The sequence below is a fragment of the Amycolatopsis sp. NPDC039088 genome, from assembly GCF_055598845.1.
In genome coordinates, this window is the sequence record NZ_JBVKAE010000032.1 from 54,229 (window position 1) to 79,387 (window position 25,159).

Annotated in this window: 24 protein-coding genes and 1 pseudogene; 15 read left to right on the plus strand and 10 right to left on the minus strand. The window is 69.1% G+C overall.

Annotated features, from left to right (window positions below):
• Window positions 1-34 precede the first annotated feature (34 nt).
• Entirely contained in the window at window positions 35-1,387 is a 1,353-nt protein-coding gene (locus ACZ7KI_RS32745; RefSeq protein WP_470276904.1) for a TrpB-like pyridoxal phosphate-dependent enzyme, read from the minus strand.
• Window positions 1,388-1,465: 78 nt separating this feature from the next.
• Between ACZ7KI_RS32745 and ACZ7KI_RS32750 the strand changes: the two genes are divergently transcribed.
• The 4 genes and pseudogenes from ACZ7KI_RS32750 (at window position 1,466) to ACZ7KI_RS32765 (ending at window position 4,688) form a co-directional block, all read left to right on the plus strand.
• A complete protein-coding gene (locus ACZ7KI_RS32750) occupies window positions 1,466-2,350 on the plus strand; it encodes an arginase family protein (protein ID WP_470276905.1) in 885 nt (294 codons plus the stop codon).
• Window positions 2,347-3,035 (plus strand): annotated as a pseudogene (locus ACZ7KI_RS32755) (dienelactone hydrolase family protein). Before ACZ7KI_RS32750 ends, ACZ7KI_RS32755 begins: the two are co-directional and overlap by 4 nt.
• A 390-nt stretch (window positions 3,036-3,425) precedes the next feature.
• The gene (locus tag ACZ7KI_RS32760; RefSeq protein WP_470276906.1) at window positions 3,426-4,220 is read left to right on the plus strand and encodes a PIG-L family deacetylase; all 795 of its coding nucleotides are present in this window, start codon (window positions 3,426-3,428) and stop codon (window positions 4,218-4,220) included.
• 3 nt (window positions 4,221-4,223) lie between these two features.
• Window positions 4,224-4,688 (plus strand): YfbM family protein, encoded by a 465-nt coding sequence (locus tag ACZ7KI_RS32765; RefSeq protein WP_465330260.1) that lies wholly within the window; start codon window positions 4,224-4,226, stop codon window positions 4,686-4,688.
• A gap of 56 nt (window positions 4,689-4,744) precedes the next feature.
• Here ACZ7KI_RS32765 and ACZ7KI_RS32770 read toward each other — a convergent pair whose 3' ends face one another.
• On the minus strand, window positions 4,745-5,143 hold the full coding sequence (locus ACZ7KI_RS32770; protein WP_470276907.1) for a RidA family protein: 399 nt from the start codon (window positions 5,141-5,143) through the stop codon (window positions 4,745-4,747).
• Between the two features lie 61 nt (window positions 5,144-5,204).
• Between ACZ7KI_RS32770 and mtnA the strand changes: the two genes are divergently transcribed.
• Window positions 5,205-6,170: an S-methyl-5-thioribose-1-phosphate isomerase gene (gene mtnA, locus ACZ7KI_RS32775; RefSeq protein ID WP_470276942.1), complete on the plus strand. Its 966-nt coding sequence runs from the start codon at window positions 5,205-5,207 to the stop codon at window positions 6,168-6,170.
• On the opposite strand, the gene ACZ7KI_RS32780 is transcribed toward mtnA, so the two are convergent.
• From ACZ7KI_RS32780 to ACZ7KI_RS32795, 4 genes are all read right to left on the minus strand, one after another.
• A complete protein-coding gene (locus ACZ7KI_RS32780) occupies window positions 6,142-7,029 on the minus strand; it encodes a nuclear transport factor 2 family protein (protein ID WP_470276908.1) in 888 nt (295 codons plus the stop codon). The genes mtnA and ACZ7KI_RS32780 overlap by 29 nt on opposite strands.
• Window positions 7,030-7,164: 135 nt before the next feature.
• The gene (locus tag ACZ7KI_RS32785; RefSeq protein WP_470276909.1) at window positions 7,165-8,385 is read right to left on the minus strand and encodes a GNAT family N-acetyltransferase; all 1,221 of its coding nucleotides are present in this window, start codon (window positions 8,383-8,385) and stop codon (window positions 7,165-7,167) included.
• Window positions 8,386-8,438: 53 nt separating this feature from the next.
• Window positions 8,439-8,654, minus strand: coding sequence for a ferredoxin (locus ACZ7KI_RS32790; RefSeq protein WP_465330256.1), 216 nt, complete (start codon window positions 8,652-8,654; stop codon window positions 8,439-8,441).
• 2 nt (window positions 8,655-8,656) lie between these two features.
• Entirely contained in the window at window positions 8,657-9,847 is a 1,191-nt protein-coding gene (locus ACZ7KI_RS32795) for a cytochrome P450 (RefSeq protein ID WP_470276910.1), read from the minus strand.
• A gap of 113 nt (window positions 9,848-9,960) precedes the next feature.
• Between ACZ7KI_RS32795 and ACZ7KI_RS32800 the strand changes: the two genes are divergently transcribed.
• Together ACZ7KI_RS32800 and ACZ7KI_RS32805 are read left to right on the plus strand one after the other, a co-directional pair.
• The gene (locus tag ACZ7KI_RS32800) at window positions 9,961-10,527 is read left to right on the plus strand and encodes a TetR/AcrR family transcriptional regulator (RefSeq protein WP_470276911.1); all 567 of its coding nucleotides are present in this window, start codon (window positions 9,961-9,963) and stop codon (window positions 10,525-10,527) included.
• Between the two features lie 41 nt (window positions 10,528-10,568).
• Window positions 10,569-11,483: a phosphotransferase family protein gene (locus tag ACZ7KI_RS32805; RefSeq protein WP_470276912.1), complete on the plus strand. Its 915-nt coding sequence runs from the start codon at window positions 10,569-10,571 to the stop codon at window positions 11,481-11,483.
• Here ACZ7KI_RS32805 and ACZ7KI_RS32810 read toward each other — a convergent pair.
• Window positions 11,464-12,666, minus strand: a complete 1,203-nt coding sequence (locus ACZ7KI_RS32810) for a cytochrome P450 (protein WP_470276913.1) — start codon at window positions 12,664-12,666, stop codon at window positions 11,464-11,466. The two genes, ACZ7KI_RS32805 and ACZ7KI_RS32810, sit on opposite strands and share 20 nt — an antisense overlap.
• Before the next feature lie 76 nt (window positions 12,667-12,742).
• Window positions 12,743-13,303: a TetR/AcrR family transcriptional regulator gene (locus tag ACZ7KI_RS32815; protein WP_470276914.1), complete on the minus strand. Its 561-nt coding sequence runs from the start codon at window positions 13,301-13,303 to the stop codon at window positions 12,743-12,745.
• Window positions 13,304-13,355: 52 nt separating this feature from the next.
• Between ACZ7KI_RS32815 and ACZ7KI_RS32820 the strand changes: the two genes are divergently transcribed.
• Complete coding sequence (locus ACZ7KI_RS32820) at window positions 13,356-13,901, plus strand: SRPBCC family protein (RefSeq protein WP_470276915.1); 546 nt, start codon at window positions 13,356-13,358, stop codon at window positions 13,899-13,901.
• Between the two features lie 390 nt (window positions 13,902-14,291).
• On the opposite strand, the gene ACZ7KI_RS32825 is transcribed toward ACZ7KI_RS32820, so the two are convergent.
• On the minus strand, window positions 14,292-17,057 hold the full coding sequence (locus ACZ7KI_RS32825; RefSeq protein WP_470276916.1) for an FAD-binding and (Fe-S)-binding domain-containing protein: 2,766 nt from the start codon (window positions 17,055-17,057) through the stop codon (window positions 14,292-14,294).
• Between the two features lie 94 nt (window positions 17,058-17,151).
• Here ACZ7KI_RS32825 and ACZ7KI_RS32830 point away from each other — a divergent pair, with 94 nt between their 5' ends.
• The 7 genes from ACZ7KI_RS32830 (at window position 17,152) to ACZ7KI_RS32860 (ending at window position 24,126) form a co-directional block, all read left to right on the plus strand.
• Window positions 17,152-18,321, plus strand: coding sequence for a GAF domain-containing sensor histidine kinase (locus ACZ7KI_RS32830; RefSeq protein ID WP_470276917.1), 1,170 nt, complete (start codon window positions 17,152-17,154; stop codon window positions 18,319-18,321).
• Window positions 18,291-18,932 carry a response regulator gene (locus tag ACZ7KI_RS32835; protein ID WP_470276918.1) on the plus strand — a complete coding sequence of 214 codons (642 nt, stop codon included), beginning with the start codon at window positions 18,291-18,293 and terminating at the stop codon, window positions 18,930-18,932. The genes ACZ7KI_RS32830 and ACZ7KI_RS32835 overlap by 31 nt, the downstream gene beginning before the upstream one ends.
• 327 nt (window positions 18,933-19,259) lie before the next feature.
• Window positions 19,260-20,069, plus strand: a complete 810-nt coding sequence (locus tag ACZ7KI_RS32840; protein WP_470276919.1) for an ABC transporter ATP-binding protein — start codon at window positions 19,260-19,262, stop codon at window positions 20,067-20,069.
• Entirely contained in the window at window positions 20,066-20,842 is a 777-nt protein-coding gene (locus ACZ7KI_RS32845; RefSeq protein WP_470276920.1) for an ABC transporter ATP-binding protein, read from the plus strand. The genes ACZ7KI_RS32840 and ACZ7KI_RS32845 overlap by 4 nt, the downstream gene beginning before the upstream one ends.
• Window positions 20,839-21,717 (plus strand): branched-chain amino acid ABC transporter permease, encoded by an 879-nt coding sequence (locus ACZ7KI_RS32850; protein ID WP_470276921.1) that lies wholly within the window; start codon window positions 20,839-20,841, stop codon window positions 21,715-21,717. Before ACZ7KI_RS32845 ends, ACZ7KI_RS32850 begins: the two co-directional genes overlap by 4 nt.
• A complete protein-coding gene (locus tag ACZ7KI_RS32855) occupies window positions 21,710-22,879 on the plus strand; it encodes a branched-chain amino acid ABC transporter permease (protein ID WP_470276922.1) in 1,170 nt (389 codons plus the stop codon). Before ACZ7KI_RS32850 ends, ACZ7KI_RS32855 begins: the two co-directional genes overlap by 8 nt.
• Window positions 22,876-24,126, plus strand: coding sequence for an ABC transporter substrate-binding protein (locus ACZ7KI_RS32860; protein ID WP_470276923.1), 1,251 nt, complete (start codon window positions 22,876-22,878; stop codon window positions 24,124-24,126). The genes ACZ7KI_RS32855 and ACZ7KI_RS32860 overlap by 4 nt, the downstream gene beginning before the upstream one ends.
• On the opposite strand, the gene ACZ7KI_RS32865 is transcribed toward ACZ7KI_RS32860, so the two are convergent.
• A complete protein-coding gene (locus tag ACZ7KI_RS32865; protein ID WP_470276924.1) occupies window positions 24,068-25,141 on the minus strand; it encodes a Glu/Leu/Phe/Val dehydrogenase dimerization domain-containing protein in 1,074 nt (357 codons plus the stop codon). The genes ACZ7KI_RS32860 and ACZ7KI_RS32865 overlap by 59 nt on opposite strands.
• Window positions 25,142-25,159 lie beyond the last annotated feature (18 nt).

Sequence of the window (25,159 nt, forward strand, 5' to 3'; positions counted from 1 at the left end):
CGCGCAAATACCGCATCCAGAGGACGAAATGCGATCAGGGAAGGCCGGCGAGGGACTTCTCGAGGGCGGAGTCGGGCAGCGCGTTGTCCACCATGTCGCCCGCGAGGTAGGCGCCGTACGCGGGCAGGTCGAGGTGCGCGTGCCCGCACAGCGCGGTCAATATCACCTTCTCCTCACCGGTTTCCTTGCACCGCAACGCTTCCTCAATGCACGCGGCGAGCGCGTGCGTCGGCTCGGGCGCCGGGATGATGCCCTCCGCGCGGGCGAAGCGCACTCCGGCGGCGAAGCAGTCTTCCTGGCCGATGGCGATCGCGTCGATCAGCCCGAGTTCGTAGATGTGCGAGATCAGCGGCGACATCCCGTGATAGCGAAGACCACCGGCATGGATGGGGTCGGGGATGAAGTCGTGACCGAGGGTGTGCATTTTCAGCAACGGTGTCAGCCCGGCGGTGTCCCCGAAGTCGTACGCGTACTTCCCACGGGTGAGCGAGGGGCAGGCGGCCGGTTCGACCGCGCGGATCACCGGGTCCATCCGCCCGGCGAGTTTCTCCCGCAGGAACGGGAAGGCGAGCCCGCCGAAGTTCGAGCCGCCGCCGGTGCAGCCGACGAGCAGGTCCGGGGTGTCCCCCGCGAGTTCGAACTGCTTGAGCGCTTCTTCGCCGATGATCGTCTGGTGCAGCAGTACGTGGTTGAGCACGCTGCCCAGCGCGTACCGGGTGTTCTCCGCCTGCGCGGCCTGTTCGACCGCCTCGCTGATCGCGATGCCGAGACTCCCGGTCGAATTCGGGTCGGCGGCCAGGATCGCGCGGCCGGACGCGGTCAGTTCGGACGGGCTCGGATGCACCGTCGCGCCGAAGGTCTCCATCATCAGCTTGCGGTACGGCTTCTGGTCGTACGAGGCGCGGACCTGCCACACCTCGCATTCGAGCCCGAAGGTGGCGCAGGCGAACGCGAGCGCGCTCCCCCACTGACCGGCGCCGGTCTCCGTGGTCAGCCTGGTGACGCCCTCCGCCGCGTTGTAGAAAGCCTGCGGCACGGCGGTGTTGGGTTTGTGGGAGCCGACCGGGCTGACCCCCTCGTACTTGTAGTAGATGCGGGCGGGCGTGCCGAGCGCCTTCTCCAGCCGCCTCGCGCGGAACAGCGGCGACGGCCGCCAGAGCCGGTAGACGTCCAGGACTTCTTCGGGGATGTCGACGTAACGGTCGGTGGTGACCTCTTGGGCGATGAGCGCCTGCGGGAACAACGGCGCGAGATCGTCCGGGCCGACCGGCTCGCGGGTGCCCGGATGCAGGGGCGGGGGTGGCGGCTCCGGGAGGTCCGGGATGACGTTGTACCACCGGGTCGGCATGTCCGCTTCGTCGAGGATGTACTTCGTCCGCTCCACCATGGCGCCTCCTGGAGATCGAGCCTTCCAACCTAAAGGGACGGACGAAACGACACCAGGCGTGACTACTACGGTGTGGGCATGGGGAATTTCGTACTGCTCGACGCGCCGTCCAATCTCGGACTGCGTCCGCCCGCCGAAGGAGTGGTTCCGGGCTGTTACAAGGCTCCGGGCGCCCTGCGTGACCACGGCCTGCTCACCCGTTTGGACGCGACCGACGGTGGTGTGGTCACCCCGCCGCGTTATCTGCCCGACTGGTCGCCGGACAGCGGCGTCCGTAACGCCGCCGGTATCGCGGACTACACGGTCGCCCTCGCCGGTCGCCTCGCGAAGATCCGCGCGGACGGCGGTTTCCCGGTGGTACTCGGCGGCGACTGTTCGATCGCGCTCGCCGCCATGCTCACTCTGCGCCGCGAAGGTCGCTTCGGCATCGTCTACTTCGACGGGCACGACGACTTCCGCCACCTCGGTAACTCCGAGCAGGTCTCGTCCGTCGGTGGCGAAGCGCTCGCCGTCGTGACCGGCCGCGGCGCTCCGGAACTGGCCGATGTGGACGGTTTGGCGCCCTATGTCCGCGACGAGGACGTCCTCGTGCTCGGCGTACGCGAAGAGGAGTCCGCCGAAGCCCGCGAGGCGGGACTTCGCACGATCACCAGCCAAGAGATCATGGCCCACGGAACCGACGGCGCGCTCACGGCCGCACGCGAGATTTTCGCGCCACTGGACGGTTTCTGGATCCACATCGACATCGACACCCTCGACCCGTCGTACGTGTCCGCTGTGGACAGTCCAGACCCCGGCGGGCTCAGTTCCGACAAGCTCGTCGAGCTTCTCCGCGGTCTGCTCGCGATTCCCGGCGCGGCCGGGCTGGAGCTGACCATCTTCGATCCCGACCTCGACCCCGACGGCACGCAGGCCGCACTGGTGGCAGACTCGCTCGTCCGTGCTCTGGAAGGAATCCGATGACCGAAGTGACCGTCGCCGACGGTTCGTTCGACGCCCCGCTCTGGCTGCCCGAATCGGGCTCCGGCCCCGGACTGGTGCTGATCCAGGAGATCTTCGGGCTCGACGACTACCTGAAGTCCGTCGCCGCCGACCTGGCCACGCTCGGCTACGTCGTCGCCGTGCCCGAACTGTTCTGGCGGATCTCCCCCGGCTGGTCGGCCACCCACGACGAAGCCGGTATCTCCGCCTCGATGGAGTCTCCGGCAAACTCGACCCGGCACGCGCGGTGACCGACGTGCTCGCGACGCTGGTGATGCTGCGGTCACTGCCCGAAACCGACGGCCGCGCGGGCGTCTTCGGCTTCTGTCTCGGCGGCTCGATGGCCTACGCGGCCGCCGCCGAGGGCGACCCGGACGTCGCCGTGTCGTACTACGGCTCGACCGTGCCGGGGCGGCTTCCGTTGCTGGACAAGATCACCTGCCCGATCCAGTTCCAGTTCGGCGGCGCGGATCCCTACATCCCGGTGGAGGGCGTGCGGAAACTGGCCGACGCGGTGGCCACCCACGAGGGGGCGGAGATCCACATCCACGAGGGTGCCGGGCACGCGTTCCACAACCATGTGGCGCCGATGTTCCACCAGCCCGAACCCGCCGCGGCGGCCTGGGCGCTGACGCTGGAGTTCCTCGGGCGGGTCTTCCCGGCGTGAGTCAGCGGCCGGGTCGTGAATGGTGATGACGGTTGGAACGAACCCTCTCTTAGGTACCTGCTTGTGGCCTGCGGACTGGCTCGCGTGAAGTACATGAAGGCCTCCTTGGCGATCACTGATTTGTTGACCTACTGGTGGAGTTCTCACCCCAGTAGGTCAGCGCCGAGCCGGTGCGACGCGCGGCCGTTGTGACTGGTGGTGCTGCTGAGGCTCGTGACGGCCGTCCGAGCCGGATGAGGGGAGCTTTGAGGGACTCTGAGTCCCTCAAGGAGTCCTTCACGGCCCGGCCGCTATCGCGGCTTACCCGCCGTAGGCACCTAAAACACCCTTGGTCAGAACCGTCACCACTCATGACGGAATATGTCGGTACCTCGCGGTAGTTTCCCCAGCATGGCCACATTGGTGAGTTTTCACGCCCACCCCGACGACGAGTGCATCGTCGCGGGCGGCGTCATGCGCAAGGCCTTCGAGGAAGGCCACCGTGTCGTGCTCGTCGTCGCGACCAGGGGCGAGGCCGGCGAGGTGCCGGAGGGCTTCCTCGACGACGGAGAGGAGTTGTGGCAGCGCCGCGTCCAAGAGACGCACGCTTCGGCCGAGGTACTGGGGGCCAAGCGCGTGGAGTTCCTGGGGTACACCGATTCCGGCATGATGGGCGAACCGCGCAACGACGAGGCGGGCACGTTCTGGCAGGCCGACGTCGAGGAGGCAGCGCAGCGGTTGGCCGCGATCCTGCGCGAAGAGCAAGCCGACGTCCTGACCATCTACGACGACAACGGCGGTTACGGGCATCCGGACCACATCCAGGTGCACCGCGTCGGCAAGCGCGCGGCCGAGCTGGCGGGGACGCCGCGGGTCTACGAGGCCACGAGCAACAGTGACGAGATGCGCCGCGGCATGGAGGAGGCGGTGCGGACCGGGCAGATGAAGCCCGAGGACCTCCCCGATTTCGAAGACGGCGCCGAGTTCGGCAAGCCGGAGGCGGTGCTGACGGCGAGGGTCGACGTCACCGAGTACCTGCCGCACAAGCGGGCGGCGATGCGCGCGCACGCCAGCCAGATCAGCGAGGACTCGTTCTTCCTCGCGATGCCCGATGAGGGTTTCGCGCAGGCGTTCGGCGTCGAGTGGTTCATCCGCGAAGGGCAGGGGCCGGGCATCACCGAGACCGACCTCATGGCGGGCCTCTGATCGATGGGAATGTACGGCGCTTATCTCCGGGTCACGGCCGAGGAACTCCGTGAGCTGAGCGAGAAACCCGAGCGGTACTGGGAGTACGCCGACGACGCCCGGGACACCGAGCGGGCGGCGGACATCGACAAGGCCTGGCACGCGCTGTGGTACCTGATCGACAAGGCCGGGTTCGAAGTCGACTTCGTGCTGGGCGGGGCGCTGCTGGGGGAAGCCGACAGCGACGGGCCGCCACGGTACTTCACCGCGGCCGAAGTCGAGACGATCTCGGCGGAGTTGTCCCGGACAGGGTTCGAACGACTCTCCAGCGGCGTCACCCTCGCGGAACTCGACGCCAACGAAATCTACCCACGGTTCTGGGACGACCCCGACGCGCTGGACTACGTACGGGCGGGCTACGACGACCTCGTGACCTTCTTCGCACGTGCCGCGAAGGCCGGTGACCAGGTGGTCACCGTCATCACCTGAGCACGCGATTCGGCGCCTGCTCGCGCGCGAAGCAGGTGCCGAATCGCGGCGGGGGTTCAGGCCGTCGCGGCGGTGACGTCGAGTTCGACGAGCTGCCCGGGGTAGCCGAGCTGCGCGACACCGAGCAGGGTGCTCGCGGTCGTGAAGGCCTCGCCGATCTCGGACTCGACGAACCGGTCCCATACGGCCGAAAGAACATCTCTGTCCGGCGTCACCACGTAGATCACCGTGCGCACGACGTCGGCCGGGGTCGCCTTGGCGAAGGCGAGCGCGGCGGCGGTGTTCGCGACGACCTGGTCGACCTGGGCGAGCACGCCGCCCTCGACGACCTTGCCGTCTTCGGCGAGCGGGCACTGTCCGGCGAGGTGGACGTCCCGCCGTCCTTCGACGATGGTCACGTGGTGGTAGGTGGGCGTCGGATGCAGACCGGGCGGATGGTGGCGTTCAATGGTCACGAGCCGCATCCTCACCGAACCGGCAACGACCGGCCAACTGGATTTCCGGGGGAACCTCGCCATGCGCAGGACGATCGACTGGACCGGTGACGCGGTCACCATCATCGACCAGACGGCGCTGCCCGCCGAATACCGCGTGCTCGAACTGCGCACGGTCGGCGAACTCGTCGACGCCATCAAACGGCTGGCCGTCCGCGGCGCCCCGGCGCTCGGCGCGGCCGGTGCGCTCGGGGTCGTGCTCGCGACCCGCGCCAGAGGCGACGTCGAGGCCGAGGCTGACCGCGTCGCCAAGGCCCGGCCGACCGCGGTCAACCTGAGCTGGGGCGTCTCCCGCGCCCTCGCGAAGCTCCCGGAAGGGCCGGAAGCCGTCCTCGCCGAAGCGCTGGCGATCCTCGACGAGGACGAGCGGATCAACCACGAGGCGTCCCGGCTGGCGGCCGAGGTGGTACTCGAACACTGCGAACGGCGGCCCTTGCGGCTGCTCAGCCACTGCAACGCCGGCCGTCTCGCGACGGTCGGCTGGGGCAGCGCGCTCGGTGTCGTCTGGCATCTGCAGGCCCGCAACCTGGTCGAATCCGTTCTGGTCGACGAGACCCGGCCCCTACTGCAGGGCGCCCGCCTGACCGCATGGGAACTGGCCGAAGCCGGTGTCCCGTACCGGATCCAGCCCGACGGCGCGGCCGCCGCCGCGATGAGCCGCGGCCTGGTCGACTGCGTCCTCGTCGGCGCCGACCGGATCGCCGCCAACGGCGACGTCGCCAACAAGATCGGCACCTACGGACTGGCGATCGCGGCGAAGCACCACGGTGTCCCGTTCGTGGTCGTCGCCCCTTCGTCCACTGTGGACTCCGAGATGCCGGACGGCGCCGGGATCGCGATCGAGGAACGCGATCCCGGCGAGGTACTGAGCTTCGGCGGCACGAAGGTCGCGCCCGAAGACGCGAAGGTGTTCAATCCGGCCTTCGACGTGACGCCGTTCGAGCTGGTCACCGCGGTGGTCACGGAGCAGGGCGTGCTGCGCCCGTGAGCAGCTTGGTGAACAGCTCCGCCATCTCCTGGTCGTCGTAGCTCAGCGGGAGAGTGTCGAAGTAGTAGCGGACCCGGCCGGGTTCGGTACCCACGATCATCCCGTAGTCGATCGTCCGTCCTTTCGCCTGCACGGTTCCGCGGTATTCCTGGAACCTCGTGTGCGCGCCGGCCGCCGTCTGATCGGGCGCCAGCCGGACGTCGGTCATCGCGCCCGACAACCGGCCGAGGTAGGCGGCGTGGCAGACCGGGTCCGTCACCGGCGCCGTCAGTCCCGGTCCGGTGAAGGACGGCCCCGGCCTCGGGCAGTCGTCGGCGACACCGGCGAACAGTTCGCGGAGGGCGCCGGTTTCGATCGGGCGGAACCATTCCGTCCGATCGTGGTAGCGGCGCCCTTGAGCGACCTCGCCTCCTCGCAGGACGACCCGGTAGACGGCCGGATACCGCACGACCTGACCGTGGATGGTCATTTCGTTGGCCGCCTCGTAAAAGACGGTGTCGCCGTTCACCACGATCTTCACCGGGGTGAACCGGAACGTCGGGAAGGCGCCGAGCAGCGTCCGCAGGCTGTTCGCGATGTTCGTCCTACCCACGACCGGTGGCGCGCTGCCCGATTCGGCCAGTGTGCCGTCGGCGGCGAAAATGCTGCCGTACAACCGGACCCGGGCATCCCGCGTTTCCGGCGTGTCCGACCGCATCGCCCCGAACTCGGTCTGTTTGGCGATGAAAGCGCAAGCGCCCGGCGAAACCGTGCCCTCGACCCGATCCCCCAGCTGCTCCAGTACCGGGCAGTCTCCCCTCGCTTCCGCCACCGCCGTTCCCTCCCCCATCGCCATCGCACCGAGCAGAACCGCCGTCACACCAAGGAATCTCTTGATCTTTCGCACCCGCTCACTCTCGCAAGGGGGACGGCATGACGTCGATTACCCGGCAGGTAATGCGGTGCTAGCGAGAGGCCGCCCAGGGTGGCGGCAGTGCCTCATACGCCACCCTCACTAAAAGGACTCCAGGCAGCACGGCTCCCGGTCGGTGGCGAACGCCGCCGTCGCCCGCGAGACCGCGCCGGCCGTCCACTCCTTGATCCGCCCCGCCGCGGCCAGCGTGCTCGGCCGGGTTCCGCCGAGGAAGATCGCGCCGAGGTCGGTCACGTCCAGTTCGAGATCCGGCGCGTCCTCGACGCGGGTCACCTCGGCGTGGCCGTCGGTACCGGTGACGAGCCGCCAGTTCCCGGTGTTCCACGGGCAGAAGGTGTCGCGCACGCCGAAAACCAGGTCCACCGGAGCGTTGTAGCGGCGAGTGACCAGGGCGCGATCGACGTCGACGAGCCGGAACCACAGCGAGTCACCGGCGGAGCGGGTCATGGCGCGGGGATTGGCCAGCAGGTGGATGAGCGGTTCGTCAAGGGCCGCGAAGGTTTCCACCGTGACGACAAGGTCGTAGTCGAGCAGGAAACGATACAGCGCCGCGTACGCCTCCGGCGTGGTCGCGACCAGTTCCTGCACGGTCAAGCTCCCCTGTGGGCCCTCTTCGTTCCAGTCGTTCTTCACACGGTAAATGGCGTAGCCGTCCGGCAGGACGGCGAACTTGAGCGCCGTCGCGCCGTGACGGCGGTACTCCGGGTCGTCGAGGGTGAACTCCCATGTCGACTCCGGCCGGTCGAGCGCGCCGACCCGCTGCGGCGCTTCCTTCTCGTAGATCGCCTTGATCAGCGGGATCGCTTGCTCGCGCTTGATTTCGCGCACGGGTTCGGTGTCGAGTTCGACACCGGGACGGAACGCGGACTTCGCGCGCACCTTCGCGCGATAGAACTGCGTCGCGAGGCCGTAACCGAAGCGGGGATAGATGACCGGTTCGGACGCCCACAGCGCGGCGATCGGGTCGCCGCCGTCCTCGTGCAGGCCGTCCAACTGCGCCCGCATGACGCGGGTGAGCGCCCCGCGCCTGCGATGTCCTGGAGCGACGCCTACCGCGGTCACCGCGGCGAGTGGCGTCTGCCCGGCACCGGGAACGGTGATCTTCCGGGTGAGCAGTCCCCCGGTCCCGATGAGTTCGTCGCCGTCGAAGACGCCGTGCGCGCGTTCCGGCTCGAACATCAGCTTTTCGCGGTGCTTCACCTCCTCCGTGAGATCAGTGAGGAAAGCGCTTGCGAGCAGCTCGGCGAACGCGGGCAAGTCGTCGGTGGTCAGGGTGCGGATGGTCAGGCTGTCATCGCTCACACCCTGGTCCTACGCCTGTTCACCGACGACCGCCACGCATTAAAGCGCGGAAATCAGGGCCGTGGCCCGATCACCTTTCCGTCTTCCTTGACCTCGATGGCCATCGCGGGACAGGAATCGGCCGCGTCGAGCACGGTCTCGTCCGCGTCGACCTGGTCCGCGATCACCGTCGCCGTGGCGCCTTCGAGTTCGAAGACCTCCGGCATCAGCGAAGCGCACATCCCCGAGCCGATGCACGTACCGCCATCGACCTCGACTTTCCAGCTCATGCTCACCATCCGATCGGCATGGTGCGGGGCCCCCGCACCAGCATTTGCGTCTTCCACACGATATCGCCGTCGAGGCGCAGTCCGGGAAGATCGCGGAGCAAGGCCCGCAGGGCCTCCTGCAGTTCCAGCCGGGCCAGCGGGGCACCGAGACAGTGATGCACGCCGTGGCCGAAACCGAGATGCGGATTGGCTTCCCGGTCGAAGTCGAGGGTTTCCGCCGAGCCGAACTGGAGCGCGTCCCGGTTGGCGGCGCCGATCGCGACCATCACCGGTTCGCCTTCCTTCACCAGCACGTCACCCACCTGGATGTCTTCGGTGGCGTAGCGGGCGAATCCGGCTCCGGCACCCAAGGGGATGAACCGGAGCAGCTCCTCCACCGCGGCCGGGATCAGGTCCAGGTCCGCGCGCAGCCGGGCCAGCTGTTCCGGCTGGTCGAGCAGCGCGTAGACGAAGTTGGGGATCTGGCTCGCGGTGGTCTCGTGCCCGGCGATCAGGATGCCGATGCACATGTCGACCAGTTCCAGCTCACTCAGCCTGTCGCGGACGTCGCGCGCCTCGATCAGCGCGGTCATCAGGTCGTCCTGCGGCCGGGCACGGTGTTCTTCGACGAGCACGTGCATGTACGCCCGCAGCTCCTCCTGGTTGGCCATCATCTGTTCGGTGGTCAACGGGCTGGTCGACAACGCGGCGTCGCTCCAGACGCGGAACTTCGGCCGGTCCTCGACGGGAACGCCGAGCAGCTCGCAGATCACCGCGACCGGGATCGGCAGCGCGTAGTCCTCGACCAGGTCGGCGGGCTGGCCCTTGGCCTTCATGTCCTCGATCAGGCCCGCCGCCAGTTCCGCGACCCTCGGCCGCAGCAGTTCGACGCGGCGCATGGTGAACGCCTTCGCGACCAGCGTGCGCAGCCGGGTGTGGTCGGGCGGGTCCATGCTCAGGATCCCGCCGGGCCGCCTGCCCGGCGCCATCCGCGGCTCGTCCCGGTCCGTGGCCATCGCGCGGGAGAACCGCCGATCGCCCAGCACGAAACGCGCGTCGGCGTACCGGACGGCGAGCCAGGCGGGCTCACCGTGCGGCAGGCGGACGCGGAGCATGCCCTCGGCGTCGCGGGCGGCGGCGTAGGCCTCGTTGAGTTCGAGTCCCGCGTCCTCGTTGAACGGATAGGCGACGTATTCGGTGTGCGTGGTGGTCATTTGTCCGGAAACCCCCCGGCTCGGCGGTTTGTAAGCGGCTGCTTACAACGCTAACCATGATCACGGACAGCGTCAATGCGCCTACCGTGCGACAGCCGGATAGCCTGTGCCCGATGACGGAAGAACCGCAGGTCCGCAAGCGCGACGCGGCCGCGACCAGGGCGGCCCTGCTCGACGCGGCCGGGGTCCTGTTCGGCGAGCGCGGTTTCGACCGGACGACGGTGCGCGACATCGCGAAGCTCGCCGGGGTGAACCAGGCTCTGCTGTTCCGTTACTTCGGTTCGAAGGACGCGCTCTTCGAAGAGGTGCTGGCACGCGGCGGGCGCGAGCAACTCGCCACCACCCCGCCGGGTGAACTCCTCGGGACGGCGCTGCGCAGCATGCTGCAATCCGACACCGACCGCGATCGCACCCTCGACGCCTACCTGCGTTCGACCGGGCACGACAGCGCCGCGGCCGCGGTCCGGCGGCAGCTCGGTGAGGAATACGCGAAGGTACTGGCCACGCTGACCGACGCCGAAGACGCGGATCTGCGCGCCGATCTCATCCTGGCCTGGCTGCTCGGGATCGGTCTCGTCCGCGAGATCACCGGCAAGGAACCCCTGGCCAGCGCGGATCCGGACGACGTCAGCCGCCTCGTGCTCGGAGCCGCGCGGACCCTGCTGGAACGCAGCGGGTAATTCGGTCGCCGCCCGTGGCGCGCTGTTCTACGGTCGCGTCCGTGATCTCGTTCCCACCCGCCGGCACCGAAGCCGAGTTCGACGCGCTGACCAGGCAGGACCTGCTTCCGGCGGTGACGTCGCTGACCGGGTCGCTCGGCCTCGGCGACGTCGTCCCGTTCACCGAAGGCTCGCTGCCGGTCTACGCCGTCGGCGAGGACCTGGTGCTCAAGCTGTTCCCGCCGGTGCACCTCGACGAACTCCCCACCGAACGGGCGATGCTCGAGGTCCTGCACGGCAAACTGCCGATCCCGACACCCGCGGTGCGGGACGTGGGCGAGCGGGACGGCTGGGGCTACGTGCTGATGGAACGCCTTCAGGGCGAAACGCTGAAGGACGCCTGGCCGAAACTGTCCACAGAGGACAAACACCGGCTCGCTCCCGAACTCGGCGAGGCGCTGGCGGCCCTGCATTCGCTGCACGCCCCCCGGCTGGACGTCCTTGGCCCGCCGGACTGGACCGCCTTCATCGCCGGACAGCGCGCGAAAGCCGTCGAGCACCATCGCCGGACCGGTCTCGACGAGAGCTGGATCGGGCAGATCCCGGCGTTCCTCGATTCCGTCGAGCTGGGCAGCCCGCCCGTCGTCCCGCTGCACACCGAATTCATGCGTGATCACGTCATGGTCACCCACGACGGCGAACGCCCGCGGCTGAGCGGGCTCTTCGACTTCGAACCGGCGATGCGCGGCGCGGCCGAGTACGACTTCGTCGCCGTCGGCCTGTTCGTTTCCGGTGGGGACAAGGACTTCCTGCGGCGACTGCTCGCCGGATACGGCGCCGATCCGGACGAAGACTTCGCACGACGCTGCCTGGCGTACGCGCTTTTGCACGTCTACAGCAATTTCACCTGGTACTTCAAAGCTCTTCCGGCACCGGAAGAAGCGACGCTGGAGAGCGTCAGCCGCGCTTGGTGGTAGCCCACGTCACCGGCACCGCTTCGGGACCGCGGATCGAAAGCGGCGGCCGCCAGACGATGGCCGACGCCGGAACCGCGAGATCCAGTCCCGGCAGTCCGTCAAGCAGGGTCCGGAACGCGATCTCCCCTTCGAGCCGCGCGAGTGCCGCGCCGAGGCAGAAGTGGAGTCCGTGCCCGAAGCCGAGTTGCGGCGCGTTCCGGCGCCGGATGTCGAACCGCGACGCCCCGGGAAAGGCGCTCTCGTCGCGGTTCGCCGCACCTGTGTGCGCCAGCACGGCCTCACCCCGCCGGACCAGGCCGGCGCTCAGTTCGACGTCCTCCAGCGCGACCCTCAGCAACGACGCGTCAGCCGGTCCGTCGAATCGCAGGATCTCCTCTACGGCGCCTTCCGTCAGGGCGGGATCCGAGCGCAACGCGGCGAACTGCTCCGGATTCTCCGACAGCAGCACGATCCCGGTCGCGATCAGGCTGACCGTGGTTTCGTGCCCGGCCAGGAGAAGCTGGGTGGCCAGGTCGATCAACTCGGCCTCGGTGAGCCGGTCGCCGTCCTCGTCGCGGGCGTGCACTAGCACGCTCAGCAGGTCTTCACCCGGCGTCGCCCGCTTGACGGCGACGAGGGCCGCCATGTCCTCCGCCCCGTCTCGCCGGGCCTGCGCCACTTCCTCGGGGCTGTGCGCCACCGGTGTGACGATCACCCGCGACCACTGGCGGAACCGTTCCCTGCCCGCGAACGGGACGCCGAGGATCTCGCACATGACCGCGGTGGGCAGCGGGAAGGCGAACATCTCCACGAGATCGACCGGCGGCCCGTGCGCGACCATCGCGCGCAGGAGATCGTCGGCGATCTCCTGGATCCGTGGCCGCAGCGCGGCGATCCGGCGGACGGTGAAGGCCTGCGCCGACAGTTTCCGCAGCCGCGTGTGATCCGGCGGGTCCATGTTCAGGATGCTGTGCTCACCGGTGGAGAAGTCGCCCGGCTCGATGAGGCACGGCGCGCCCGGAGCCAGCAGGTTCCGGGAGAACCGCTTGTCCGAGAAGATCAGCCGGACGTCTTCGTACCTGGTCACCAGCCAGCCTTCGCAGCCGCTCGGGAAGACGACCTTGGACATCGGCGGATGGTCGGCGTAGATCGCGCCCATCGGCGTCGCGGGATCGTCCTTCGCCGCGGGATACGTGGCTGTCATGGGCCGATGATGAGCGGGCGGTTCCGGGATCGGAAGCCTCGGGCCGATCACCCGCCCGAAGAGCCGAAGATCATTATCAGTCCGTGATAATCCCGCGCAGGAACTCCAGGTAACCGGGCCGGTCCGCCACGGGCAGCAAGGTCCCGCCACCGGCCCGCTGCGCCTGGATCAACCCGATGAAAGCCGTGTAGGCCAGCAAACCGCGATGTCCGGCCTCGGTTTCCGGGAAGCCCATCACCCGGAAGCAGCGGACGATGAAGCCGACACGGCGGGTGGTGACCTCGGCCAGCACCGGGCCGATCACCGGGTCGGCGGCGTGTGCGAGCAGTGCCAGTTCGGCCCGCTGCTCGTCGTTCACCCCGAAGACGAGTCCGAAGAGTTCCCGCAGCCGCCGCGCCGGATCCGAAATCCCGTCCAGCAGCGTGATCAGCGCCTCGGTGTCCTGCTCGGCCCATCGGCGCACGGCGGCTTCGACCAGCGCGTCCCGATTCGCGAAATGCCAGTAGAAGCTGCCTTTCGTCGTCCCGAGTTTCGCCGCGATGGGCTCGACGGCTATCGCGGCGACGCCGCCTTCGCACAGCGCTTCGAGCGCCGCGTCCGCCCAATCCTCGCGGGCGAGCCTCCGGTTACGAGCCACGCCGACATACGCTACCGTATGGAAAACCATACGGCACCGTACGGAGGCGGCCATGCCCTTCGGATCACCCGCGAACTGGGGCGCGACCCCGGAGGAACGTCGGCGCGCGCAACCGGCGGACACCCTGTTGGACGGCCCGGTCGCGCTCTTCGACCGCGCGGTCACCGTGCGCGCTCCCGCCGCGCTCGCCTATCGCTGGCTCTGCCAGATCTCGGTCGCGCCCTACAGCTACGACCTGCTGGACAACCTGGGGCGCCGCAGTCCGGACACGCTCACCCCCGGCGCCGACGAGCTCGCACCCGGCGACACGCTGATCGTGTTCGAGCTGACCGACGTCGACCCTGGGCACAGCCTGACCGGCCGCACCTTCGACGGCTCGGAGAAGCTGTTCGGACCGGTGGCGGCGACATACTCGGTCGAGCCGATCGACGCGGAGACCTGCCGGATGCTGTGCCGCATCGTCGTGACTTCGCGAGGGTTCGGCGGGCGCCTCAAGGAGTTCCTGCTCGGCTGGGGCGACCTGGTCATGATGCGGAAACAGTTGCTGACGCTGAAGAAGTACGCCGAACGGGACCACCGCCTCGGCCGGGTGTCGTGAGTGGTAATGACGGTTATTGAGGGGTAAGGCAAACGTGGCGGGTTGGGGCCTGGTCCGTGAAGGACTCCTTGAGGGACCCAGAGTCCCTCAAGGAGTCCTTCACGGACGCGAGAAACGCCCCGCACGTCGCCGCGCCGGATCGCGATCAGGGGGCGAAACGCACGTGCGCCCGGAGCGCGTTTAGCGGGCTAAACGCGAGCAGTCGGCCCACGGTCCGGGACTTGGCGTCACGATGTGTCCTAGCGTCACGGCGGATCGTCCCGGCGGGTAGTGAAGGGCCCCTTCACTACCCTCACGGTAGGCAAGGAGGCCTTCACAGCGCGATGACTCATACGCCACGTTTGCCTTACCTCTCAATAGAACCGTCATTACCACTCACGAGGGCGAGCCCTAGGGAAGCGCGCGCCGCAGGAGTTCCGCGAGGTGCACGGCCCGGCGCCCGTCCAGCTGTTCGATCTGCGTCCGGCAGCTGAACCCGTCGGCGACCACTTCGGTCCCCTCGGCCGCGGCGCGGATCGCGGGCAGCATGCGATCCTCGGCGCAGGCGACGGAAACGTCGTAGTGCCCGCGTTCGAAGCCGAAGTTGCCCGCCAGTCCACAGCAACCGGAGTCCATTGTGGAATTGTGGACACCCGCGGCGCGCATCGCGGCCTCGTCGGCGTCGAAACCGAGCACGGCGTGCTGATGACAGTGGACCTGGCTGAGCGCCTCGACGTCGAGCGAGCGGAATTCCAGCGGTGAGTCCTCGACGAGTTCAGCGAACGTCCTGGTCTGCCCGGCGAGCAGTTTCGCGACCGGGTCGCCCGGCAGCAGGGCCTCCAGATCACCGCGGAACAGCGCCGTGCAGCTCGGTTCCAACCCGGCGACCTGGTATCCCGCGCGCAGATACGGTTCGAGGACGGAAAGCGTGTTGCGCAAGACTTTCTTCGCCATGTCGAGCTGTCCGGTGGACACCCAGGTGAGCCCGCAGCAGACACCGCGATCCGGCAGGACGACGTCGTACCCCGCCGCGGTGAGCACTTCGGCCGCGGCGTCGAGGACGTCCGGGGTCAGGTAGTTGTTGAACGAGTCCGGCCACAGCACCACCGGCCTCGGACCGGTCGCCCAGCGCCGGAGATCCTTGCGCCGCTTGGTGAACGGCAGCCGGGCGAAGGTGGGCAGTTCCCGTTCCGCCGCGATCCCGCCGAGCCGTTTCAGCAGGCCTGAGAACCGGCGCGACATCGTGTTCGCCAGCCGCGGCGCCAGCGCGGCCGCGCGCAACCACACCGGGAGCCAGCCCATCGAGTAGTGCGACGCCGGACGCAGCCGCCCCTTGTGATGCTGGTGCAGGAATTCCGCCTTGTAGGTCGCCATGTCGACATCGACCGGGCAGTCGGACAGGCAGCCCTTGCACGACAGGCACAGGTCCAGCGCTTCGGCGACCTCCTTCGAGCGCCAGCCGTCGGTGATCAGCTCGCCGTTCACCATCTCGGCCAGCAGATGCGCGCGGCCCCGTGTCGAGTGTTTTTCCTCGCGAGTGGCGCGGTAACTCGGGCACATCACGCCCGCGCCGGTGGTGTTGCGGCATTTCCCGACGCCGACACAGCGCCGCATCGCCTGCCCAAAGCTCCCCTCATCCTCCGGATACGCGAGCGCGGTGACGTCTTCGAGTTCCAGCGGCGCGCGCCGCACCCGGAGATCGGCGTCGACCGGCCTCGGGGCGACGAGGATACCGGGGTTCATTTTGCCGTCCGGGTCGAAGATCCCCTTGAAGCGCGCGAAAAGCGCGAGGATCTCGGGGCTGTACATCCGGGGCAGCAGTTCCGAGCGGGCCTGGCCGTCGCCGTGTTCCCCGGACAGCGAGCCGCCGTGTGCGGCGACCAGGTCGGCCGCCTCTTCGAGGAAGGACCGGAAACCGGCGATCCCTTGCGGGGAAAGCAGATCGAAGTCCAGCCGCAGATGCAGGCAGCCCTCACCGTAGTGGCCGTAGACGACGCTCTTGCGGCCGTGCGCGCGCATGAGTTCCTTGAACTCGCGCAGATACGCGCCCAACCGCTCGGGCGGGACGGCGGCGTCCTCCCAGCCGGGCCAGGCCTCCTCACCGCCGGCGAGCCGCGTCGCGAGACCGGCGCCCTCTTCCCGGATGCGCCACAGCCGCTTCTGCGCGGCCGCGTCGTCCAGCAGGGTGGATCCGGTCAGCGCGCCATGCAGTCCGTCGATCAGGCCGCGCGCTTTGTCCGGGTCAGCCATCTCGACGAACAGCCAGGCACCACCGGGCGGCAGGCCGTCGGCGCGGCCGGGTTCCAGCAGCGCGACGAGGTCCGCGTCGACGCCCTCGACGGTCAGCGGCGACCAGGGCAGGATCGCCGGGACGGCGTCGGCCGCGGCGATGTCGGACTCGAAACCGAGCACCGCGAGCACTTTGTGCTTCGGGACCTCGGCGAGGGAGACGGTCGCCTCCAGCACGGTGACGCAGGTGCCCTCGCTGCCGACCAGCGCCTTGGCGACGTCGAAACCGTTCTCCGGCAGCAGGTGTTCCAGCCCGTAGCCGGACACTCGTCTGCTGAACGTGGACAGTTCGGTGCGCAGCAACGCAAGGTTGTCCCGGACCAGTGCGCGCAGTTCGGAGAAGACCCGGCCTTCCGTGCCCGGCATGGCCGCGCGAGCGTCCACTTCGGACGGTGAGGTCGGTCCGACGGTCAGCCGGGTGCCGTCGTAGAGCAGCACGTCGAGTTCGCGGACGACGTCGACCGTGCGGCCATAGGCGACCGAATGCGAGCCGCAGGCGTTGTTGCCGATCATCCCGCCGATCGTGCAGCGCGAATGCGTCGACGGATCGGGCCCGAACCGGAGCCCGTGCGGCGCGGCGAGCGCCTGGAGGTCGTCGAGGACGGTCCCCGGCGCCACCCTCGCCGTCCGCGCGGCGGGATCGAGGTCGAGGACCCCGCCGAGGTGGCGCGAAGTGTCGATCACGACGCCCGGCCCGCACGAGTTGCCCGCGACGCTGGTGCCGCCGCCGCGGGCGATCACCGGCAGCCCGGCCTCGCGGCAGGCTGCGACGGCCTCGATCACCTCGTCGACGCTCCGCGGCAGCACCACGCCCTGGGGCACGTGCCGGTAGTTGGAGGCGTCGGTCGTGTACAGGGCCAGTGTCGCGGCGTCGGCCAGTATCTCCACGGGTCCATTCAAGACAACCGCGGCCGAGAACGCATCGGTGAACCTCTCCGGACGGGTGTGTCGGAAACCACGTCCGGTATGCGATCGTGAGCGCGTGACGGCGAAACGCCAGGTCGCGGAGGAACTCGCCGCCGAGCACAGCGCGGTGCTCGGCGGGCTTCTGCGCGAGCGCGAAGAGCTGCTCGCCACCCTCGACCGGGTCGCGGCGCTCAACGGGACGGCGCGGCTGATCCGCGAGTCCATCGGTACGCATTCCGGCTTCGTCGCCGAGCTGGCGGGCCCCGAACAGGCGGTGATCCGCTGGACGTCGGGGACCCGCACGGACGCGCTGCAGGATCTCGCCGTGCCGATCGGCCAGGGCATCGGCGGCCGGGTGCTCGCACTGGGCAGGCCGGTCCGGGTCACCGACTACGTCAGCTCGCCGAGTATCACCCACCAGTTCGACGCGCAGGTCCGCGGCGAGGGCCTCGCCGCGATGATCGCCGTCCCGATCATCAGCGGGACCGAGACCGTCGCCATCGCCTACGCCGCGATGCGCGAGCCCCGCGACTTCGGCGACGACGCGGTGCAGTCACTCGAAGACATCGCCGGTGAGGCCGGCCGGGCGCTGAAACTGGCGTCGGTCGCCGAGTCCGACCGTGAGACGGCCTTGTCCGCCGAACGGCTCCGGATGCAGAGCGCGCTGCACGATTCGGTCGGCGCGCTGCTGTTCTCCATCGGCGTCCAGGTCCGGAACCTGCACGAGGACATCAGCGACAACCCGGCGCTGGAATCGCGGCTGCGGCGGCTGGAAGGCGACGTGTCGGCCGCGTCGCGGGCACTGCGCGAGTCGCTGCTGGCGCTGTCGGAGTCGAGCCCGGAACGCGCCCTGCCGGTGGAACTGGCCGAGCACTGCCGCTCGTTCCAGGCCCGCTGCGGCGTCCCGGCGCGGTTCGTCCAGCTCGCCCCGGTGCCGCGACTGGACGCCGAGCGCACCGGGCTGCTGGTGGCGGCCGTCCGGGAAGGCCTGCTCAACGTCGAGAAACACGCCGACGCGCTGTCGGTCGTGGTCAGCCTGCTGCCCAGCGAGGACGGCGTGCAGGTGGTCGTCGCCGACGACGGTGCCGGTCATCGCGACGAGGAACCCGCTCCCGGCACCGGGATGGGCCTGCGCGCCCTGTCCGAACGCGCCGCGCGGCTCGGCGGCCGGGTCAGCCTGGTCCGCGACGATGACGACGGGTGCACACTGCGCGCTTGGGTGCCGGAACCGTGCCGTCGCCGGTGACCGTGCTCGTCGTGGACGACCATCCGGTGGTCCGCGACGGGGTGAGCCTGCTGCTGCGTTACGACCCGTCGATGACCGTCGCCGGGTCGGCCGAGACCGGGCGGGCCGCGATCCAGCGGGCGGGTGAGCTGAAACCGGTGCTGATCCTGCTGGACCTGCGGCTGCCGGACATGCTCGCGCCCGAGGTCATCGCCGGGCTCCGGCGGGTGCATCCGGCCGGGCGGATCGTGGTGTTCACCGCGCACGGTGACCATCAGGGGGTGCGGGCCGCACTGGACTCCGGCGCGCACGGCTGCCTGCTCAAGGACGTCGCCGGGACGGATCTGGTGGCGGCGTTGCGGCAGGTGCTGAAGGGCGAACGCGTCGTCGATCCGCGCATCTTCCCCGACGACGGCCAGCGGTCCGACGCGCTGGCCCGCAGCGGCCTGACGCGGCGAGAGTACGAGGTTTTACGACTCGCGGCGCAGGGCCAGACGAATCCGGAGATCGCGGAGTCGACCGGCCTGGCGCGGAACACGGTGAAGACGTATCTGCAGTCCGCGCTGCACAAGCTCGGTGCCCGCAACCGGGTCGAAGCCATCGGCAAGGCCTCCGAAGCCGGCCTCCTCTGACCCCGCCTTTAGAGGACTAAACGCGGTACTTGAACACGCCCCAAGACGGTCTCCCCAAGGGCGCCCAGCGCCCGACGGAGACTTCACCGTCGCGCGCCCTCTTTCGGCCGAAGGCCACGGAAACGTTTTGTAGGGCGCCTTGCAAGATCACGCGAGTCCTCTTTGGTCTGGCGCCCTGCGGAACGTTTCCGTCAGCGCGCGACAGATAAACACCGTGTCCGTTTTGTAGCCGGGTGGGTCTCCAAGTGGGGGTAACGCGGCGGAGGGTGCCCACGCAGGATGACCGCCACCGATCGTGACTCGCGTCACACGAACGGAGGAGGCGGCTTGCTGAGTGTCCGTGATCTTCAGGTGCGGTACGGCCGATCGGTGGCCGCACTGCACGGGGTCGACCTCGACGTTTCACCTGATGGGGTACTGGCCGTCCTCGGCAGCAACGGCGCCGGGAAGTCGACCCTGCTGCGGACCATCTCCGGGACGCTGCGCATGCACCGGGGCTCGGTTTCCGCCGGCGAGGTCCGCTACGACGACAAGCCGCTGACCGGGCTCGACCCGGCCCGCATCGTCGGTCTCGGTGTCGTCGGCGTCCCGGAAGGCCGTCAGGTCTTCGCGCGGATGACGGTCGAGGAGAACCTGCGCGCGGGCGGGATCGGCGCCCGCTCCCCCGGGCAGCGCGCCGCCGCGAGGAAACGCGTCGACGAGCTGTTCCCCGTTCTGTCCGAACGCGCCAAGCAGCGCGCCGGCCTGCTTTCCGGCGGCGAGCAGCAGATGCTCGCGATCGGCCGCGCGCTGATGTCCGGCCCGCGACTGCTCCTGCTCGACGAACCTTCGCTCGGTCTCGCGCCGAAGATCGTCGAGCGGATCGGCGCCATCATCCGCGAGATCCACGAGCAGGGCACGGCCGTGGTGCTGGTCGAGCAGAACGCCGTGATGGCGTTGCGGGTGGCCGATCACGCGATCGTCCTCGAGGTCGGCCGGGTCGCCCTGTCCGGCACCACGGCCGAGCTCGCCGCGAGCGAGGACGTCCAACGGCTCTACCTCGGCGGTCACGCCGAATCGCAGGCCACCGCCGAAGCCGAGGCCGAAGACGCCCGCAAGCAGCTCGCGGGCCGGAGCCTGTCGAGGTGGGCCAGATGACGCCGCCTGAGTTGCACCTCGAGAACGTGACCCTGCGCTTCGGCGGGATCCGGGCGCTGGACGGCGTCTCGTTCACCGTCGGCTCCGGTGCGCTGCACGCGCTCATCGGTCCGAACGGCGCCGGGAAGTCCAGTTGCTTCAACGTGATCAGTGGGCTCTACCGGGCGAACACCGGCAGCGTCCGGCTCGGCGACACCGTCCTCACCGGACTCCCGCCGCATCGGCTGGCCGGGCTCGGCGTCGGCCGTTCGTTCCAGAACGCCGCGCTCTCCCCCGGCTCGACCGTCCTCGACAACGTCATGCTCGGACGGCACGCGCTGACCAAGGGCGGTTTCCTCGCGTGTGGTCTCCGGCTGCCGTGGACGGTCCGGGCGGAACGGCGGCATTCCGCGCGGGTCAAGGAGATCTGCGACTTCCTCGGCATCGGCGCGCTGGTGGACCTCCCGGTCGGGGCCCTGCCCTACGGCGCGGTGAAACGCGTCGACCTCGCCCGCGCGCTCGCCGTCGAACCGGTCCTGCTGCTGCTCGACGAACCCGCGGCCGGGATGAACGCGACCGAGACCGCCGAACTGGCCGGGACGATCCGCGACGTCCGTGACGAACTCGGCATCTCGATCCTGCTGGTGGAACACGACATGGGGCTGGTGATGGGCATCGCGGACCGGGTCACCGTCCTGGACTTCGGCAAGCGCATCGCCGACGGCACACCGGCCGATGTCCAGTCGGATCCGGACGTGATCAGGGCATATCTCGGCACGGAGGCCACGGCGTGAACACTTTCCTGCAACTCGTGGTGAACGGACTCGGCAAGGGCGCGGTGTTCGCGTTGCTGGCGCTGGGTTTCGTGATCATCTTCAAGGCCACCGAAGTGGTCAACTTCGCGCACGGCTCGCTCGTGCTGTTCGGCGGCTACCTGGTCGTGGTGACCAGGGACGCGCTCGGCTGGGCCGGCGCGTCGCTGGTCGGCATCGTTTCGGCCGGGCTGCTCGCGCTGCTGCTGGAACGGTTCCTGCTGTCCCGTTCGCGGCACGCGGACGCGAACAGCCTGGCGTTGCTGACCATCGGCGTCGATGTGATCATCACCGAGGAGATCGTCCGGCGCCTCGGCGTCACGTTGCCGTTCCTCGGCGACGCCTGGGACGCGCAGCCGTTCCGGATCGGCGGGATCACCCTGTTCCGCACCCATCTGGTCGCGCTGCTGGTCGCCGCCGTGCTGATCACCGCGTTCACCCTCGCGTTCAAGTACTCGAACTGGGGTGTCGCGATGCGGGCGCAGGCCGAGAACCGCGAGGCCGCCGCGCTGATGGGGATCCGCAGTTCCCGGGTGACGGCGACCGCGTGGGTGGTCGCCGGGGTGCTCGCCGGGGTCGCGGTGCTGTTCATCGCCACGCAGGACTTCTCGGGCGCGGGACTGTCCCGCGGCACGCATTCCATCGCGCTCGCGGCGTTCCCCGCGGCCATCCTCGGCGGGCTGGACTCGACGGCGGGCGCGGTGGTCGGCGGGCTGGTCGTCGGGCTCGTCGAGGCGCTTTCGGCGCAGTACGTGTCGTTCGACTTCTCCAAGAGCGCGGTCTTCCTGGTGATGCTCGTGGTGCTGGTGGTGCGGCCGTCCGGGTTGTTCGGGACGAGGGAGAGCACCCGTGTCTGACACCGCCGTGAAAACCCCGCCCGCAGCGCCGCCGACACCGCCGGTGAAACGCGCTCGGGGACGGCTGCTCAAGGCGATGGCCTGGCTCGCGCTGCTCGTCGTCCTGCTCGCGATCCCGCTCTATCTCGACGCCGCCTGGCTCAAGGCCGGGCAGTACATGATGATCGGCGGCGTCGGCGCGATCGGGCTGACGCTGCTGGTCGGGCAGGCCGGGCAGTTGTCCCTGGCGCACGCGTTCTTCCTGCTGGCGGGCGCGACCGGGTACACCGTCCTTTCCGGACCGACCGACGACGAGCGCGTGTTCGGGCTCGGCCTCGATCCCGGGCTGTCGCTGGTCGGCGCGGTGGTCATCGCGGCCCTGCTCGGGCTGGCGTTCGCCCCGGTTTCGGGACGGCTGCGCGGGATCTACCTCGGTGTCGCGTCGCTGTCGTTGGTGTTCCTGGGACTCTACTTAGGACAGTCCGCCGAGACGCTCACCGGCGGGACGTCGACCGGGCGTACACCGGAGCCGTTCTCCCTGTTCGGCTTCCCGTTCACCAACGGCGGCCCCGAAATCGAGCTGATGGGCGTCCCGATCCGGCAGGCGGAACGGCTCTGGTACCTGTTCCTCCTGCTGACCGTGCTCGCGTTCGTGGTCGCCCGAGCGGCGGTCTCCAGCCGGGTCGGCCGATCGTGGCGGGCGGTGCGGGACAACGAGGCGGCCGCGTCCGTGATGGGCGTCAGCGTCACCAGGGCCAAGGCGGGCGCGTTCGCGGTTTCCTCGGCGTACGCGGGACTCGCCGGCGCGATGACCGTGCTGTGGTTCGACATCCTCAAACCAGACGAGAGCGAATTCGGAACGTACGGCATCAACATCTCCATCGCCTTCCTGGCCATGGTGATCATCGGGGGACTCGGCTCGGTGCCCGGCGCGCTGGTGGGCGCGCTGATCGTCAACGGGCTGCCGCAGGTGCTTTCGCTGTACTCCGCCGATCTCGGCTGGTTCTCCGGAACCGGGGACGGCGCCTTGACCCCGATCCTGGTCAGCTCGTTCGTCTACGGTGCCGCGATCATCCTCGTGGTGCTCTTCGAACCGGGCGGTCTCGCCGCGATCGGCCGCCGGATCACCCGGCGTCTCACCCCCTCGAAGAAACCTCATCTCCCGGAGGAGCAAGACAAATGAAGCGCACATATCCGGCCGTCGCGCTGGCGGCGGTCCTCGCCCTCTCGGCGTGCAGCACGAAAGCGGGCGACTCGGGGTCCTCGGGGGCGGACGGTTCGGGGGTCAAGGCCGGCAAAGGGGTGACCGCCTCGGAGATCACCCTCGGCGTGATGACCGACAAGACCGGGGTATTCAAGAACCTCGGACTCGGCATCACGCAGGGCAACGAGTTGTGGGCCAAGGACTTCAACGCCGCGGGCGGGGCGTGCGGGCGCCAGGTCAAACTCGAGACCGTCGACCACGGCTACAAGGCGGACACGGCCAAGACGCTGTATCCGCAGATCGAGCCGAAGGTGCTCGGCTTCGTGCAGTTGCTCGGCTCGCCGGTGGTCGCCGCGCTGAAACAGAACATCGCCTCGGACAAGACCGTCGCCGCGCCCGCGTCGTGGTCTTCGGAGCTGCTCGACAACCAGTACGTGATGATCGTCGGGACCACCTACGACCTGGAGATCATCGACGGGCTGTCCTATTTCCAGGAGAAGGGGCTGGTTAAGGACGGTGACACGATCGGGCACGTCTACATCGACGGCGAGTACGGCAAGAACGGTTTACGCGGCTCGCAGTTCTACGCCAAGAAGCACAATCTGACGGTCAAGGAGGTCAAGGTGACCTCGACCGACAACGACCTCACCAACATCATCACCGGGCTCAAGGGCAGCGGCGTGAAGGCCATCGTCTTGACCACCACTCCGGCGCAGACCGGTTCCGCGCTCGCGGCGAACAAGGCGCTCGGGCTGAACGTGCCGGTGCTCGGCAACAACCCGACGTTCGACCCGGTGCTGCTCAAGAGCCCGGCCGCGAACGCGCTGGACAAGCTGACGATCGTCGCCAGCAGCGTCCCGTTCTCCGCCGACATCCCGAAGGCCAAGGACGTCGCCTCGAAGTACAAGGCCGCGTACAAGGAGACCCCGAACGGCGGCGTGCCCTACGGCTACGCGGTCGGCGAGGTGTGGGGCGCGGTGCTCAAGAAGGCCTGCGAGAACAAGGACCTCACCCGGGACGGTATCGCCGCCGCGCTGAAGCAGACGACGTCCGCCGGCACGGAGGATCTGGTGGCGGCACTGGACTTCTCGAAGGCGGGCACCCCGGCGACGCGCCAGGTGTACGCGGCGACACCGGACGCGTCGGCCGAGGGCGGGGTCCGCTACGTCAAGCCGCTGTTCGAGGCTCCCGAGGCGAAGGAGTACGTGGCGCCGCACCAGAAGTGAGGCGCGCTTCGGCGAGTGCGTTCGCTTCGGCCAACGGTTTGGTGCCGTTGGCCGAAGCGGCGTCGAGGAGGTGGCGCGTGGTCGTCTCCAGGGTTTCGACGCGGGCGAGTGCCTCGGCGTGGGTCAGCGCTTCGGCTTCGCGTCCGAGTGTGTAGAGGACTCCCCCGGCGCTCGCGACGAAATCCGGGATCCACAGGACACCCCTGGCGGCGAGGTCGTCCGCCACCGTGTCGTCGGTGAGCTGATTGTTGGCCGGGCCGACGACGAGCGGTGCGGCGACCGCGGTGCCGTGGTCGAACACCCCGCCGACCGCTGCCGGGATCAGGACGTCGGCGGGGAAACCGAGCACCTGCTCCGGCCGGATCACGCCCAGTCCCTGTTCCGCAGCGAGAGCGAGCCGTCGTTCGTCCACATCGGACACGGTGACTTCGGCGCCCTGTGCGGCCAGTTCGGTGGCCAGATACGCGCCGACCGAACCGTACCCGCCGATGACCACCTTTCGTTCTTTCATCGAGGCGTCACCGAAGGCCGTCCGTGCCCCGGCCCTCAGTGCCGCGAGCACCCCGATCGCGGTCGGCCCGCTCGACGAACCGGTGCCGCCGTGCTCCTCCGGTACGCAGAACGCGTACGGGGTCCGCTCACGCAGCACGAGCATGTCTTCCGGACCGGTGCCGACGTCCGGACCGGCGCGATAGGCGCCGTCGAGTGAGGCGATGAGGTCGGCGTGGTCGAGCAGGATGTCGCGGCGCTCCGCGGGCGTCGGCGTCCTCTCCAGCGCGACGACGCTCTTGCCGCCGCCGAAGTCCAGGCCCGCGACGGCGCATTTACGGGTCATGGCCGCGGACAGCCTCAAGACGTCGTCGATCGCGTCGTGGATACCCGGATAGACCTTGAACCGGCATCCCCCGACGGCGGGTCCGAGCGTGCGGGAATGCACGGCGACCATCGTGGTGACCCCGGAGCGGGCGCCTCGCCGGACGACGAGGCTTTCGTGTCCCCAGTGCTGTACGGACATTCTGCTTCCTTCCGCGCA